The sequence below is a fragment of the Jezberella montanilacus genome (assembly GCF_003003055.1).
GTDB classification, from domain to species: domain Bacteria; phylum Pseudomonadota; class Gammaproteobacteria; order Burkholderiales; family Burkholderiaceae_B; genus Zwartia; species Zwartia montanilacus.
On record NZ_PVTV01000011.1, the window covers coordinates 579,962 to 595,141 of the forward strand.

Annotated in this window: 13 protein-coding genes, 1 tRNA gene and 1 riboswitch; of the genes, 4 read left to right on the forward strand and 10 right to left on the reverse strand. The window is 50.8% G+C overall.

Annotated features, from left to right (window positions below; translation table 11 throughout):
* Window position 1: 1 nt before the first annotated feature.
* From BCM14_RS04310 to BCM14_RS04345, 8 genes are all read right to left on the reverse strand, one after another.
* Window positions 2-1,954 carry a B12-binding domain-containing radical SAM protein gene (locus BCM14_RS04310; protein WP_106226733.1) on the reverse strand — a complete coding sequence of 651 codons (1,953 nt, stop codon included), beginning with the start codon at window positions 1,952-1,954 and terminating at the stop codon, window positions 2-4.
* Window positions 1,955-1,973: 19 nt separating this feature from the next.
* Window positions 1,974-3,521: a class I adenylate-forming enzyme family protein gene (locus BCM14_RS04315; protein ID WP_106226734.1), complete on the reverse strand. Its 1,548-nt coding sequence runs from the start codon at window positions 3,519-3,521 to the stop codon at window positions 1,974-1,976.
* A gap of 24 nt (window positions 3,522-3,545) precedes the next feature.
* Window positions 3,546-4,814: a DUF945 family protein gene (locus BCM14_RS04320; RefSeq protein WP_106226735.1), complete on the reverse strand. Its 1,269-nt coding sequence runs from the start codon at window positions 4,812-4,814 to the stop codon at window positions 3,546-3,548.
* 155 nt (window positions 4,815-4,969) lie between these two features.
* Window positions 4,970-5,046: transfer RNA gene (locus BCM14_RS04325), tRNA-Arg, on the reverse strand.
* Window positions 5,047-5,096: 50 nt separating this feature from the next.
* The gene (locus BCM14_RS04330) at window positions 5,097-6,023 is read right to left on the reverse strand and encodes a glycosyltransferase family 9 protein (protein WP_106226736.1); all 927 of its coding nucleotides are present in this window, start codon (window positions 6,021-6,023) and stop codon (window positions 5,097-5,099) included.
* Between the two features lie 28 nt (window positions 6,024-6,051).
* Complete coding sequence (feoB, locus tag BCM14_RS04335; RefSeq protein ID WP_106226737.1) at window positions 6,052-7,944, reverse strand: ferrous iron transporter B; 1,893 nt, start codon at window positions 7,942-7,944, stop codon at window positions 6,052-6,054.
* A 2-nt stretch (window positions 7,945-7,946) separates the two neighbouring features.
* Entirely contained in the window at window positions 7,947-8,207 is a 261-nt protein-coding gene (locus BCM14_RS04340) for a FeoA family protein (protein ID WP_106226738.1), read from the reverse strand.
* A gap of 133 nt (window positions 8,208-8,340) precedes the next feature.
* The gene (locus BCM14_RS04345) at window positions 8,341-8,961 is read right to left on the reverse strand and encodes a glutathione S-transferase family protein (protein ID WP_106226739.1); all 621 of its coding nucleotides are present in this window, start codon (window positions 8,959-8,961) and stop codon (window positions 8,341-8,343) included.
* A 243-nt stretch (window positions 8,962-9,204) separates the two neighbouring features.
* Between BCM14_RS04345 and BCM14_RS04350 the strand changes: the two genes are divergently transcribed.
* Entirely contained in the window at window positions 9,205-9,993 is a 789-nt protein-coding gene (locus BCM14_RS04350) for a hypothetical protein (RefSeq protein ID WP_106226740.1), read from the forward strand.
* An 18-nt stretch (window positions 9,994-10,011) separates the two neighbouring features.
* Here BCM14_RS04350 and BCM14_RS04355 read toward each other — a convergent pair whose 3' ends face one another.
* The gene (locus tag BCM14_RS04355) at window positions 10,012-10,389 is read right to left on the reverse strand and encodes a RidA family protein (RefSeq protein WP_106226741.1); all 378 of its coding nucleotides are present in this window, start codon (window positions 10,387-10,389) and stop codon (window positions 10,012-10,014) included.
* Window positions 10,390-10,498: 109 nt separating this feature from the next.
* Between BCM14_RS04355 and BCM14_RS04360 the strand changes: the two genes are divergently transcribed.
* Window positions 10,499-11,476 (forward strand): tripartite tricarboxylate transporter substrate binding protein, encoded by a 978-nt coding sequence (locus BCM14_RS04360; protein ID WP_106226742.1) that lies wholly within the window; start codon window positions 10,499-10,501, stop codon window positions 11,474-11,476.
* Window positions 11,477-11,546: 70 nt separating this feature from the next.
* On the opposite strand, the gene BCM14_RS04365 is transcribed toward BCM14_RS04360, so the two are convergent.
* On the reverse strand, window positions 11,547-12,437 hold the full coding sequence (locus BCM14_RS04365) for a DMT family transporter (RefSeq protein ID WP_106227042.1): 891 nt from the start codon (window positions 12,435-12,437) through the stop codon (window positions 11,547-11,549).
* Window positions 12,438-12,484: 47 nt separating this feature from the next.
* Window positions 12,485-12,584: riboswitch (glycine riboswitch) on the forward strand.
* A 173-nt stretch (window positions 12,585-12,757) separates the two neighbouring features.
* Between BCM14_RS04365 and BCM14_RS04370 the strand changes: the two genes are divergently transcribed.
* Window positions 12,758-13,987 carry a D-amino acid dehydrogenase gene (locus tag BCM14_RS04370; protein ID WP_106226743.1) on the forward strand — a complete coding sequence of 410 codons (1,230 nt, stop codon included), beginning with the start codon at window positions 12,758-12,760 and terminating at the stop codon, window positions 13,985-13,987.
* A gap of 139 nt (window positions 13,988-14,126) precedes the next feature.
* Entirely contained in the window at window positions 14,127-15,149 is a 1,023-nt protein-coding gene (locus BCM14_RS04375) for a M14 family metallopeptidase (RefSeq protein ID WP_106226744.1), read from the forward strand.
* Window positions 15,150-15,180: the final 31 nt, after the last annotated feature.

A 15,180-nucleotide genomic window follows, 5' to 3' on the forward strand; every position in this document is an offset into this window, starting at 1 on the left:
GCTAGCTTACTTGCAGCGCTCTCTCAATTCGCTGTGATGAAACGGTCGTGCGCGGCACTTTAAAATCGAACCAGCTGCGCACGTCCTCTTCTAACCCGATGCCGTGCATGAAGTTATAGATCGCTTTCTTTAACCCAACGCCGAGGGCCGCGTGATCCACACCGGTCGGGTCGATAAAGCCAATGTCATTTTTGGCAAACGTGGTTGGCGGTAACGGGATCAAGTCCACACCATAATCCTGCGGTGCAAGTCCCACTGGTGAATGCACCGTACAGGTAAACCGGTGAAAAAATCCGCTTTGAATACAACCGTTAGCGAATAATTGTCTAACGTATTCGAGCGCATCGACCGTATCCTGCACAGTTTGAGTAGGAAACCCGTACATCAAATACGCATGCACCATGATCCCAGCATCGGTAAAAGCGCGAGTGACTCTCGCGACTTGATCAACCGAAACACCTTTTTTCATCAGCTTAAGCAAACGATCTGAAGCGACCTCTAAGCCGCCGGATACGGCAATGCAGCCGCTCTCTGCAAGCAAATCGCACAGATCTGGTGTAAAGGTTTTTTCAAAACGAATATTGCCCCACCACGATATATTGGTCTCACGGGCAATCAACTCGGTCGCAAGGGCTTTTAGCGATTTTGGAGGTGCGGCTTCATCGACAAAATGGAAACCTGTCTGACCTGTTTCTTTCACGATCGCGTCAATCCGATCAACTAATACTGTCGCAGAAGCTGCTTCGTACCGCCCGATATAGTCAAGACTGACATCACAAAAGCTACATTTCTTCCAATAACATCCATGCGCAACAGTGAGCTTATTCCATCGACCGTCGCTCCAGAGGCGATTCATCGGGTTCAGCATATCAAGCAATGACAGATACTGATCCAGAGGCAAGCCATCCCATGTGGGCGTACCGACAGCTTCAAAAGGCACATCAGGTTCGACAAAGTTGATGTATCTAACGACAGCGTGGTTATCCGTCGAAGGGCGTTCTGATGACGAGTTGTCTGATGCATGATCCTCGCGCAAAAATGTTCTGACTAGTCGTTGCTTTGAACGGTTGCCGACCAGGTATTCAAACAAAGCCAATAAAGGTCGCTCGCCCGAATCAAGCGTCACATAATCAAAGTAATCAAAAACGCGAGGATCTTTAAGTTCACGCAACTCGGTGTTAACGAAACCGCCTCCTAATAACGTGACCATAGCCGGATACTTTGCTTTGATCGCTTGCGCGATTCGAAACGCGCCGTAGACCGAGCCGGGGAATGGCACCGACAGCAACACAACAGTGGGCTCATGTCGCGCCACCGCTGCGAGTGCAAGCTCAGACAGAATCTCATCAACCAAATTGAAGTCTGCAGACAAAGCCTGCGCAAGCGGATCGAAGGTGGCTTGGCTGGCAGAGATCGACTCCGCATAACGAACAAACTCAAAGCGACTATCCACTGAATCGCGAATCACATCGGCTAGGTCATTCAAATAAAGTGTCGCCAGATGCTTAGCTCTATCGTGTAAGCCCAAAGCACCAAATGCCCAACCAAGCGGATCACCGCCCTCTTCGTCGACGTAAACATCAAGCGTGGCAAAACGCGGCCCTTCTGGCAGATAATGTCGGCTCATGATTCGATGTGCCAGAGTCGGATCCCTGCCTTGCAAGAAAGCGATAACGCCATCGACCGTTACTGCGTATTTTTTTCGATGCTCAGCAAAGAAGCTGACAGAGTCGGATTGTTGTGACAAGGGCAATGCGTCAACGCAAGCTTCAATACGCTGTAAACCATCAACAGACAGCAACCTCAACACCAGGGCAAGCGCCAAGTCTTCTTGCACCGCGTGGATTTTTCGCGAGCGCAAAAAACCCGTCAGGTAAGCGGTTGACGGATAGGGGGTATTTAGCTGGGTCATCGGTGGGATGACCGATAAGACTCGAAGATTTAGATTCGACATGTATGGAGCAGTTTAAGCGCTAGTCGAGCTTCTTGAGTTCGGGATATGCCCCGTCAATGAGCTGATACTGGCTGAGCACTGCTGCCCTGACGGCACGACGGCTCACTTTACCCTGGGGATTGCGTGGTAATTCAGCAAACGACACGTAAAGTCTGGGTCGCTTATGTTTGGATAACGCCGTGACCCGCCCTTGACTTGCCTCGACCCAGCCGGCTTGTGTTTGCTCACCAACGGCGATGATGATCTCACCCCAGTAGTCGGATGCCAGAGCCGTGACACAAATGTGCCCCGTTAAGGGCAGTCCGGCTAAGGTGGCTTCTATCTCATCTGGGTTGACTCGATAGCCGCCTGTTTTAATCACGTCTGCGATACGTCCGGTCAAAACCAGTCGCCCCTGATGATCAACATAACCAAGATCACCCGTGGCATGCCAACCGTCGTTGTCATGCGGGATCAAACCCTCAGGCGACAGTAACGTGGCGGACATCTGAGGCGCACGCAACAGAACTTCACCGTCAGGGATTTCATCCTCACCAGTCGCCAGAGCAGGATCTGCAATACGGATTTCAACGCCTGGAGCAGGCCAACCAACACAGGCACCCGGCCGCGCTTGATCCTCAGAAGTAAAAAAAGCCTGCGTGCTAGCCGCATCAAGTACGGTAATGGGGTTCACGCACTCTGATTTGCCGAAGGTCACACGCACCACAGGCCCAAACATCGCCTCGGCTTTTTGATAAAGACTCAAGGTGAGCGGTTGAGTGCCTGTAAAAATGCATCGCACCCCTTCAAACCGCTTACCGGCGAAGGCTGTCGTGATTTTTGCCAATACCGTGGGCGGTGCAAAAATGGCAGCTAGCTTGCTTTCATTTAACAAGGGCGTCAGACGCTCGAGGTCTACACCATTTAGCAGCACGACTTCACCGCCAAAATCGCACCAGGCGTAAGTCAATAACGAAGCGCCATGTATGAAGGGCGTCATCAGTGCGATGCGCTCACCTGGCCGCGGCATAAAAGGAAAAGTCGCTTTTTGTAATTGCTCGCCAGCCACTCTCGCGCCGTGGGTATATAAAACCCCTTTAGGTTTGCCTGTGGTACCTGAAGTAAACATCAGGCGCCCCCAGGCACCTGCCTCAACCGGAGCGATTACCCGTCCCTCTTCTTGCTTCGACTGCTGGAGGATGTTTTGAGGCAGTAACACCTTAAAGCCCATTGATACGAGTAGTTCATGCTTTTCTGGTGAAGCAATGATCCACTTGAACCGAGCAACTTGAGCAAACCAATCCAGCTCTTGCGCAGTGCTGTTAAAAGCCAGGGGGGTTTCGCAAGCGCCATGCAAACGGAGGCCATAAGAGACCCAAACTGCCTCGCAGCTGTTCTTCAACAGCACAGCGACAGGTTCGCCTGCGGTCAAACCCAATGTATTGAGGTAGTTGGCTAGCCGATGCGCGCAGGCATCGAGTTGCCGATAGGTCAGACTCTGATCTGACCCTTCAGTGACAGCACTGCTGTCACCAAACCTTTGTCCCAACGTACGTAAATTAGCCGACCAGGGGACAGGATTTGACAAAGCGACCCCGCCCCCTGCTGAACGTTAATCGAACAGGTTTTGAGTCAGGATGTGACTCATGACTTCTTGAGCAGCCGCGAGCTCTTCGTCGATATCAATCGTCTGGCCATTGAAAGACAATTTGCCATTAGCAAGCTCGTATCCTGCTTTGACACCGTCTGGTGTCTCTGACAGCATGCCCGACATCAAGGCTAAGCCTTTGTACTGTGGATCCAGATTTTTAACGGCAAGCTGGCCAGACGAATGCACCAACTTAATTAAATTGAAGTCTGCCGGATTAGTGGTCGTGCTTTTTGCAAGCTCAACCGAAAAGTTACCGTCAATAGCACCTTGTTTTGATGTCGCGACCAGCTTAGGCATCCCTATCGTAAAGCCTTGATAGATCAAATCTCGTGCCGCTGTTTGCAAATCTTGCTTTTCTTTAGCAGTCAGGTTTGTGATTGTCGAGTTATTAAGGATTGCAGAAATAGTCTTAATGCTCTTAGCATCAAGATCTTTATAAACAAAATCCATGGATGCATCGGTAACCGTTATGCCTTCATATGACAAACTTTTAATCGAAGGAGAGATGGCCAGATCAACCCGATCATTTTGCATTGTCGACCCTACCTTGACCGCCACACCCGCGACGGTCGCCTCTTTCGTGTTGATTTCGTCAACCGACAGCTGACCGTTGTACATGCCAGACGCAAGATCTTTGGCATCGACCTGGTAATTTAATTTTTTTACATCAACGACAGCATCTTCGTCCTTGAACAAAATCCGACCGATCGTCATATCAGCTGACAACGTATTGTTGCCACCACTAATCAAGCCACTGATCGGACCAAACTCAAATGACTCAGCACCCTCTTTGGTAGCAAGCGTTGGCATGGCAATCGTTGAGCTGATTTTTTTATCGAATCCCATCTTTGCTACACCCTCTAGGCGGGCGTTATCACCAAACATATTGGCTATATCTTTTGCATGCTCACCGGCTGGTTTGATCTTCCAGGTAACTTTGCTCAGTGAGTCGGGCTGAATGAAATGCGATGCTTGATAATCTGCAGCCATGACAAGACTGGTAGCCGTGCTTGGATCATTGACCACTATCGTGAACTGACCCGTGGTAGACAAAAACCCACTGTCCTGTTTGAGATCTTTTACCGCGACAACGGGATTGGCAGACAGCTTGTCGGTCGCCTCTTTAACCTGGGCTTGAAACGTTTTTTGTGCATACATACCAGCACCCACCCAAGCAGCGCCAGCGCCAAGGATGATGACGGCCAAAGAAATGCCAATTTTTGCTTTCATGCCTATGCCTTTATTATCTGATCGCTGAAAAGAGTATATAAACTTCAACAAACCTTATCTTCGTGGCGTGCATTCTATACGATGAAGTGTGCATTAAAGGTACATCTAAAAACGACAAAAGGCTACAGATCGGAATCTGTAGCCTTCTGGTTTATTGGTGCGCCCGGCAGGATTCGAACCCACGACCCCTTGGTTCGTAGCCAAGTACTCTATCCAACTGAGCTACGGGCGCTGCAAAGCACAAGACTATAGCATATTTTTCTAGCTACCGACAAACGCTTGTCATCTCATGACTTTGATCGCTGCTTCAAAAACATCTGACGCTTCAATCGATTTGATATCTTTATTGGCGAACATTGGCACAACAGAGGCAGTGTCGCTTCGTCGCCAGAACCATTCAAGATTGGTCTCGTGAAATACCCCAACGTAGGGCACACCAGCAAACTGCCCATAATGACAAGGCCCACAATCATTCGCAACAATCAATTTCGCTTGTAGCGTCAACCAGGCGAGTTCAGATAAGGGGCGATTGGCAAATAAGACGAAATCATCTCGATTGAGTGATTGCAACCATTGATACTCGCGTTGCTCGTCGGGGCCAAGCACGAAGCAAAACTTTATGTCTGCTCCCATCCGCGGGCCTAACAGATCCGCAAGCTCCACATAGCGCTCGACTGGCCACCGCTTGTAATCCCCTGCACCGCCGCCAGGCATGAACACGACATCGGCTAGGTCCGGATTCGAGGTCCGCTGCGCGGCGATCGCTGTCACACAGGCTCTTGCAGCGGTCGCGATATCAAACGATCGGTAGGCCGCCAAAAGCTTAAGATTGGCGACACCCATGTACTCGGAATAATCTTTTTTGTAGCGATGCGTCCAGAAGACATCGGTGACGCGACCGTTACGGAAGCCGATCCTCGTTTTAACGCCTTTGAGCAGACTCACCAGTGAGAACTGCTCACTGGCAAAGTGCAGCGCAATCACGAGATCTGGCTTATTCAGCGCCAGAAAATTTTGCTTCAGGCGATTGGCCCTGACGTAGTCATCGACCCAAGGCAAAGACTCATAATACTGTGCGAGGTCATCCTGTCCGACAACTCGCAAATGGCAATCCGGCCAGAATTGTTTGATCTGATAAAGCAGGGGGAAAGCGACGATCTGCGTACCCAGAAACACCATGCTGCGGATGTAGACGACGACTTCTTTCATGCCTGATCGCTTGTCGGTAAAGAGCGCGCTAGAGCAGCGCCGTTGCAACGCGAAAAGTAATAAACGACGCGAGATAGGCCAAAGCAAAGAGATAGACCAACACGAGCAACGGCAATTGCCAGCTGCCACTTTCACGGCGAATCGTTGCAATAGTTGATAAACACTGCGGGGCAAACACATACCAGGCCAGCAATGACAAGGCGGTGGGCAGGCTCCATTGTTGAGCAATCAATGGCCCTAAAGACTGGGCGACCTCAGTGGTCGTCGACAAAGCATAGACCGTGCCTAGTGAACTGATCGCTACTTCGCGAGCGGCTAGGCCTGGCACCAAGGCGATTGCAATCTGCCAGTTAAAACCAATCGGTGCGAGCACCACAGCCAAAGCGTGGCCAATCATGCCCGCTATGCTGTATTCAATTGGCGAACCAGCAGCGCCTGCTGGGGCACTGGGGAAACTCGCCAAAAACCAAAGTGCCAGCGTCAGCACCATGATCACCCCGCCTACCCTACTCATAAACAGTTGCGTCCGCTGCCACAGACCGATCAGAATATTACGGACCACCGGCAGGCGATAAGGGGGTAACTCCATCATCAGGGGACGAATCTGTCGACCAGAGGCGGTGAAACGCTTCAGCACCCAAGCCACACCCATGGCACCCAGAATGCCTGCAAAATACAAAATGAAGATGATGAGGCCTTGCAACTCGAACAACCCCCATATCTTGGTTTGAGGAATGAAGGCACTAATCAATAAAGCGTAAACCGGCAGCCGCGCAGAGCACGTCATCAGCGGCGCGATCAGCATTGTCACCCATCTGTCCCGCTGATTCGGTATGGTTCTCGTTGCAATGATGCCGGGTATCGCGCAGGCAAAGCTAGACAACAAGGGGATAAATGATCGGCCTGATAAGCCCACTGATCCCATCAGGCGATCCAGCAAATAGGCCGCCCGGGGTAGATACCCGGATTCTTCAAGTATCAAAATAAAAGCGAACAGAATCAAAATCTGAGGCAAAAACACCACGACGGAACCGGCCCCTTTGATCACGCCATCCACAATGAGACTTCTCATCCAGTTATCAGGCAGAAGATCCGCGACCAGGACTGCAAGATGATCCGACATATCTTTGATGAAATCCATGGGCACCTGAGCCCAGCTGAACATCGCCTGGAAAATCATGAAAAGTAAGACAACCAGAGCAACTGGCCCAAAAACCGGATGCAACAAGAACCGGTCAAGCCTTTCGGTTTTCAAATCAGGAACAAGGTGATCGAGTTTGAGTTTGCGCAAAATTGCTTGAACACGCTCGTGATCAGTGTGGGTCTGTTGCCCCCCCGGGTCGGCCGTATCGTTCACAGCTGCGGGCCCGGCCTTCAATTGCAGAATAGCAGGATCATCAAGCATTTTACGGAGCGCGCTCTCCCCACCTACCGCAGTGGCTACTGTCGAGACAACCGGTATACCCAGTTCGACGGATAGAGCTTGCTCATCGATATGGATACCTCTCAGACGAGCCTCATCCGACATATTCAAGGCAACAATGCATGGCAAGCCTTGCCGCTGCACGGCCAGTACCAAGCGCAAGCTGCGCCGCAGATTGGTCGCATCGACTACACATACTGCCAAGTCAGGCCTTCTTTCGCCTTGAGCTCGACCAGCGAGGACATCGCAGGTTACTCGCTCATCGAGAGATCGGGGGTAAAGACTGTAAGTACCAGGCAGATCAAGAATCCGCAGCGCAATATGAAGAGAGGTAATTAGCCGACCTTCTTTGCGTTCAACTGTGACCCCAGCGTAGTTAGCGACTTTCTGGAAGCTACCGGTCAGGCGATTGAACAGCGCCGTCTTGCCACAATTGGGATTACCCACTAAGGCAATCAGCGGACCAGACGGATGGAAATGGATTTTTTCGTCACGCATTGTTACAGAGCACTGTCACAGAGTGTGACTTGAACGCATGCCGCCTCAGCTAGACGCAAAGCAAAAGTCGATACGCCTATCCGAACCACGAGTGGGTCAGACCCTGGCATCGTCCGTCGCAACAGGACAATGTGCTCATCAGGCAGAAACCCCAGCTCGCTAAGCTGACGCGCACAATCTGGCATCTGAGCGCATTGATTAACTGAAACGATACGAGCAAGCTGGCCGATCGGGATTTGACTCAAAGACTGCGTAGGGTGCATAGGGGCACTTAGTTGTAAGACCTTATCAGTCTTAGTTTCAAAAATTTATTTAAAACTTAATGATAACTATTCTTATTATAGTTACATTTTTCAAGTGTCGGCAAATACGCGAGGATTAACCCGCGTCTGGGCATCAGGTTAAAGGATCCATGCACCACTTTTGAAAAGCAGGTCGCTCACAGATTGAGGCATACCAACGATCCAGATTAGGTAAAGGTGGGCGGGCGATAGCCAGGTTGTACCAGCGAAAAGCCCCTACTGCGACTGGGATATCACCCATCGTGAAGGTGTTACCTGCCACAAAGTGATGTTTAGCCAGCTGCGCGTCAAGCAACTCAAAATTAGCCGTCAGTGCCTTAACGGATAGCTCGATTGCCTGCATATCCCGTTTTTCGGGTGGTGTTCTGACCAAGCCCCAGAAAACAGGACGCAAATTGATCCACATCGTTGTTGCAAACCAATCCATCCAGCGTTCGGCATCGGCAGCCACTTGCAGGTTATCGGGGCACAATTTACCCAAGCCGCTTTTACGCGCAAGATAGCGTACGATGACGTGAGACTCCCACAACACGAAATCCCCGTCTTTCAAGACCGGCACCAGGCCATTTGGGTTCATGGCTTTGTATTCTGGCGTATTGTTCACACCGAAGGCCAAACCCGCATCAATGCGATCAAAGTCTAAACCCAGCTCGTCGCACGCCCAGAGGACTTTCTGAACGTTGATCGAATTTTTACGGCCCCAGATAGTTAACATCCTTTGTCCCCTTGTATGCGAAAGTCGAATGATCTTCTGTACGCGCAATTACTGCGTGCTCAGACCCAAGATAAGTTAATCCCTGAACATTACCTCAATTCGCTAAAGCTTACATTTGAGAAAGACGATACGTCTTGACGAGCCGTGCCGAATCTCACCAAAATAGAGCGAAAGCAGTTCACGCAGAGGCATTTACCCATAGAATCGGCTGTATACAGAAGAACAGAACAGGAGACTCCATCTATGCCCATCAGCATCAATAAGGCTCAGACCACCGAAAACCGCCATTACTATCAGTTGCCAAACGGCACAGATACTTGGATCACGTCGTTTATCGGAATGAACTCAGTCGAGCGGCGCGCTAAAAACGTGGGGCCCCGTGAACCAGTTGGATTCCCGCCGCCACTTGAGCCCATTGCCTACCTGGTCGAGCAGGGGTCCAACATGACCAACCCAGGTCATTACCACCAAGCTGACCAGTTTCAAGTGTTTTTGTCGCAGGGCGGCAAGTTTGGCGTAAAACCGATCGATATGCTGACGGTCCATTACGCTACGGCTTTTTCGCCCTATGCCCCGATCCAGGCTGCAGAGGAAAAAGTCGTCTACCTAACTTTGCGTAACGGCTGGGATCCAGGCGCGCGATGGATGCCTCAGTTTAAGGAAGAGCTCAAAGCCAGCAAACTGCCCCACCGCTCTGGTGTGGGTAAAAAACCAGCCGTATTTGGTGAAACGGGAGGGATAGCGGAACTCACCACGCTTGACCAGCAAGAGATCATCCCCTCGAGCGAAGATGGCATGGCCTCAACACTATATCAATGCCCTGCCGGGACTCAGATCACAGGCCCTGAGCCCAGCTCAGGCGCTGGCCAATACTGGCTGGTCGTCAAAGGCGAATGCGACTTTGGTGGCCGCAAACTTGAGCATTATGGCTTGAGTTTTGTCGCGCCGAGCGAGCAAGCAGTGGTGATTCGCGCAACAGATCAGCCAGTTGCTATTTTGATGATGCAATTTGCAAAACGGCTGAGCGCTTAGTTTGTATGGCTTGGATGCTTAACGCACAGGTTTCTCTGCCACCAGCTGAATTTCAACCAAAAAACCGTGATGTAGCTCAGGGACGGGCACGACTGCCCGCGCTGGGCGGTGTTCACCGAGTATCTCTTTATAGATCCTGTTGAACTCAGGCCAATTGGCGACGCCAACGATGTACGCAGTTGTTTGTACGACATGATCAAACGAGCAGCCAGCTTCTGTCAAAATTGCTAAACAATGTTTTAGCGTCGCGCGGACTTGCCGCTCAAAATGGTCAACCTCGCCTTCAGCAGGTTTACCAGGCAACACACCTGACACAAAGACTAAGCCGTTAGACTCAACAGCATGAGAGTAATGACCACCAGGTGGTGGAGCGGCGGTAGCGTTAATAATTTTCACGAATATCCTTTTAGACTTATGATGATGATTCTTTTTAGAACCTAAGCTAAACACTGCCGATCTGCCAACCGGCAAGATCCCCCAGTCATGCTGACAAATTGAATCATATATGAACTTTTATTTTGTAAAACAAGTGTCAACGATGGCCGCCGGTCTGTTGATCGGCCTGGCGTCAATTTCTGCCACAGCTCAAACACCCTGGCCAAATAAACCGATCAAGTTCGTTGTCCCTTTCGCGGCCGGTGGCGCAAATGACCTCTTGGCCCGTGCCGCGGCAGAAGGGGCTTCAAAAGAGCTCGGGCAACCCATCATTGTCGAGAACAAGCCTGGGGGTGGCACAACCATCGGGGCGGATTCGGTCGCGCGCAGTGCGCCGGATGGTTACACGTTTTTGATCAGCGCCGCCGGTGTCATTTCAAACAGCATGATCAAAAAAACCATGCCGTATAAAGATGAGGCGCTGGTGCCAGTCGTGATGATTGGTTTGGCGCCTTCTGTGATCTTAGTCAATGCATCCTCGCCTTACAACACACTAAAGGAATTCATTGAAGCCTCTAAAAAAGGCAACGGCTTTAACTGGGCAACCGCCGGTACGGGCAGCACACCCCATTTTGTAGCAGGCGTCTTGCAGACAAACTACGGCGCCAAGCTTGACATCATCCCCTACAAGAGTGGCTCTGAGTCCGTCACGGCTGTGCTGAGCAAACAAGTCGATGCCACCTCAGAGGCAAGTATTGTTGCCATCCCCCACCTTAAGAGCGGTCGCCTGAAAGCACTGGCAGATACCTGGACGAGCCGGATCTCAGCCTATCCGGACCTCTCAACGGCTAAAGAACAAGGCTATCCCGAACTGCGTATCGCCCATTGGGCTGGTTTACATGCACCAAAAGGCACCCCGGACGCAATCATGGATAAGCTTGCTGCGGCAGTTGATAAAGCCATGAAAAACCCCGCGATTTCGGAACGTCTAACAAGCGTGGGGATAGAACCAATCGGCGGCACGAGAGCTGGGTTCAATAAATTTGTAGCAGAAGAAAGAGCTCAACAAGCCGTGATTGTAAAAGCCACACACATGCAGGAAGACTGAGCACGGCAAATCATCCTAGCGCAGCTAGGCAGTTCAAAAATTGGAACAACGGCCTGCAATATTTAGATTTTCATGATGCAGGTCGTTTTGCTCCGATTAATCCCCTGGCACTAAAGCCAGTCACCAAGGCAGTGCCAACGAGAATAATCAGCATCCCCACAATGGTCCTCAGCGTGACAATCTCGTGCAAAAAAATCACCCCAAAAAGCATACTGAAGACCGGGATCAGAAAGCTGACTGTCAAAGCCGATGAGGCACCGACATTCTTAATTAATTTGAAATAAATCAAGAAGGCGATGCCACTGCAGACAATGCCAATAGCCAATGTCGCCAAGACGACCGTTGTTGTTACCACCCCCCTGATTGGCACAAAAAACAGAGTCGGCAGCAAAATAAAAGAGGCCATCCACAGACTGCCCAAGGCATTGTGAAAGGGTTCTAAACCTTTTACGGCTTTGGTGTAGCTGGTGGCGATACCGTAAGCAAATGACGCGCCCGTTGCCATCAACACAGAGGCAATATCCGCAGCGCCACCGGTCGAATCCAAGTTACCAAACAGCACTGCAACACCCAGGATGCCCAATAACAAGCCGATGGCCCGCTTCGACTCGAGCTTGTCAGTGCGCATTACCAAGCCAATCACAAAGGCAAATAAGGGAGCCAAGGCGTTGATAATCGATAATTGCGCGGTGGTGAGCTTGAGTGCAGCCTGACCAAACAAATACCACGGCAAGGCGCAATTGAATAAACCCATGATAAAAAAATGTTTCCAATGCTTAAAGATCTCGTGACGTTTTTTCAGCACAAGTGCAAGCACCAGTAAAAAACTTGCTGCAAAAAACACCCGGCCTTCCATCAAAAATGCGGGCCCCAGGACGGGAGCGGCAACTCGCATAAACAGAAATGATCCACCCCAAATTGCAGCCAAGGACAGTAGTCGAACGGTGTCAGCAAAAGACAAAAGAAACCCCAAAAATTTAATCGCCTGTGCGATAATTCTGCGTAAGTTAACCCAGATCGGGAGAGACCGTAGAAGACCCAAGTCTTGTGCGGCGCCGAAGGAGCAACCGCCCCGGAAACTCTCAGGCAAAAGGACCGATGGGCGCAGTGAACTCTGAAGAGCTGCCGAGTTTCGTCACTCGGCACACCGCAGGAGCAAACGATTGTCGAACCACCAGCTGGTGCGACGGGTCGTGAATCTCTCAGGTACCAAACAGAGGGGGCGTGTTGAAGCCGTGATGTGCTTCACACCAAACCCCTTTGACGTTTGGAGCCCAACTCATGAAATCAATCGCTGTTATTGGCGGTGGCATCACAGGTGTCACGACAGCCTACGCCTTAGCTAAACGGGGTTATGCCGCGACCTTGTTTGAGAAACACCGTTATTCAGCCATGGAGACATCCTTCGCTAACGGTGGCCAACTATCAGCCTCTAATGCCGAGGTCTGGAACCATCATTCAACCATCATCAAAGGCCTGAAATGGATGTTAAAGAGCGACGCCCCGCTACTTGTCAATCCTAAACCAAGCTGGCATAAATTATCCTGGTTTGCCGAATTTATCGGCAATATCCCGAATTACCGCACAAACACGATTGAGACGACTCGTCTGGCGATTGCTGCCCGGCAGCATTTGTTTGCCTGGGCTGAGGCCGAAGGCGTCGAATTTGATCTAAAGAAGCAAGGCATTCTGCATATCTATCGCGATAAAAAAGGCTTCGACCATGCTGGCGAGGTATCTAAATTGCTGGCCGAAGGTGGTCTGCCCCGTCGCGCAGTGACCCCCGACGAAATGAAAGCCATCGAGCCCACCTTGGCTGGTACCTATTACGGCGGTTACTTTACTGAGAGCGATTCAACTGGCGACATCCATAAATTTACGGTTGGGATGGCCGCTGCTGCCGAACGGTTAGGCGTTAAAACCCTCTATGGGCGCGAGGTGACTGCACTGGCCAGTGACGGCACACAGGCGAGCGTTGCACTTAAAGCAGGCGACTACGACGACACAATAGAAACCTTACAGTTCGACGGCATGGTTGTGTGTGCTGGCGTTGCAAGCCGCCAATTTGCCGCCCAGCTTGGCGATCGCGTCAACATCTACCCTGTCAAAGGCTATTCAATCACCGTCAATTTATTGGATGCGCAAAGCCAAACTTCAGCGCCCAACGTCAGCCTGCTGGATGACGAAACAAAATTAGTCACGAGCCGCTTAGGTATCGATCGCTTCCGGGTGGCGGGGACCGCAGAATTCAACGGCTACAACAAAGATATTCGCGCGGATCGGATTCGTCCTTTGATTGACTGGGTTGAACGATGCTTCCCTGGTGTGAACACGCGCCAGGTTATCCCCTGGGCCGGTCTTCGCCCCATGATGCCCAATCTGATGCCTCGTGTCGGTAGGGGTCAGCAGGCTAATGTGTTTTACAACACCGGGCACGGCCATCTTGGCTGGACTCTATCCGCCGTGACGGCTGATATGGTGAGTGGGGTGATTGATCAGGCAAGTCAGTGAAGGCTTCGGGCGAAGCAATGACGGGATACATTTTCTAGAATGAGATAAAGACAATAAACGCTAGCAAGGCAAGCCATTGCCTGGTTCGCCGCCAGTTAAACTAGGTTTATTCCTTTAACTTGCGCGAATATCATTAAACATGTCGCTTCCCTCTCACGCGTTAACAGCACTGCCAGAAAACATCCCGCTCGCCGACGAAAGACCCTTTCAAACAATCCAGTTTGCGAGCCCTCTGCCAGGTCCTCGCATCCTGATCACTGCCGCAGTTCACGGCAACGAAACCCACGGGACGTTTGCGATCAATCGCCTGAAAGATCAAATAGAAGCAGGCGAAATCAAACTGGAAAGGGGTGTTTTAACCATGGTGCCGGTTACAAACCCTAAAGCCTATCGCCTGAAAAGACGGATGGGCGATAGAAACCTCAATCGTCGCCTGGCACCGACGGATCACCCCAAGCAATTCGAAGATCACATTGCCAACTGGCTTTGCCCAATCCTCGCTCAACACGATGGTTTGCTTGATTTGCACTCATTCCAGACGGGCGATGCCCCATTTGCGCTGTTTGGTCCTGAAAACAATCAGGGCAGCCTAGAACCGTTCAGCCAGGCAAGTGTAGAAGAAGCGCTGGTGCAGCGATTAGGGTGCTCACGTTATGTCTATGGCTGGCTATATACCTACGCCAAAGGAATCGCCCGACGACAAAAAGAAGTTGAAGCCGGCCGTTTCTGCTCGCAAAACGTAGACACTGATCCCTCGTATGGCGTGGGGACAACCGAATACATGCGCTCAAAAGGCGGTTGGGCAATCACGCTTGAATGTGGGCAACACGACGATCCCAAGGGACGAGAGGTGGCCTATCAAGCCATGATCAACACACTCATTTATGTGGGGTTAATCAAGGGCAATGCTCCCGAGGTTGCAAAAAATCCTCAGGTCTTGGGTTTGTACGATGTGTTTGATCGTCATCATGCAGACGATCAATTTGACAAACAATGGAAGAGCTTTGATGTTATACGTGAAAACGAGCTAATTGGTACACGTGCGAATGGTACAAAAATTTTTGCCGAGCGAGATTGTTTTATTGTTTTCCCTAATGTAAAGTCCCAAGCAGGACAAGAGTGGTTTTATTTAGCTAGTGTTGGCAGAAGAATGAGTGACTGAAATGGCATCCGAAACTAAAGATCATTGATGA

What these genes read in the sequence shown, in the direction of transcription:
- BCM14_RS04310 (WP_106226733.1), bottom strand. Translation starts at nt 1,954, where the DNA reads ATGTCGAATCTAAATCTTCGAGTCTTATCGGTCATCCCACCGATGACC.
- BCM14_RS04320 (WP_106226735.1), bottom strand. Translation starts at nt 4,814, where the DNA reads ATGAAAGCAAAAATTGGCATTTCTTTGGCCGTCATCATCCTTGGCGCT.
- BCM14_RS04330 (WP_106226736.1), bottom strand. Translation starts at nt 6,023, where the DNA reads ATGAAAGAAGTCGTCGTCTACATCCGCAGCATGGTGTTTCTGGGTACG.
- feoB (WP_106226737.1), bottom strand. Translation starts at nt 7,944, where the DNA reads ATGCGTGACGAAAAAATCCATTTCCATCCGTCTGGTCCGCTGATTGCC.
- BCM14_RS04340 (WP_106226738.1), bottom strand. Translation starts at nt 8,207, where the DNA reads ATGCACCCTACGCAGTCTTTGAGTCAAATCCCGATCGGCCAGCTTGCT.
- BCM14_RS04345 (WP_106226739.1), bottom strand. Translation starts at nt 8,961, where the DNA reads ATGTTAACTATCTGGGGCCGTAAAAATTCGATCAACGTTCAGAAAGTC.
- BCM14_RS04350 (WP_106226740.1), top strand. Translation starts at nt 9,205, where the DNA reads ATGCCCATCAGCATCAATAAGGCTCAGACCACCGAAAACCGCCATTAC.
- BCM14_RS04360 (WP_106226742.1), top strand. Translation starts at nt 10,499, where the DNA reads ATGAACTTTTATTTTGTAAAACAAGTGTCAACGATGGCCGCCGGTCTG.
- BCM14_RS04370 (WP_106226743.1), top strand. Translation starts at nt 12,758, where the DNA reads ATGAAATCAATCGCTGTTATTGGCGGTGGCATCACAGGTGTCACGACA.
- BCM14_RS04375 (WP_106226744.1), top strand. Translation starts at nt 14,127, where the DNA reads ATGTCGCTTCCCTCTCACGCGTTAACAGCACTGCCAGAAAACATCCCG.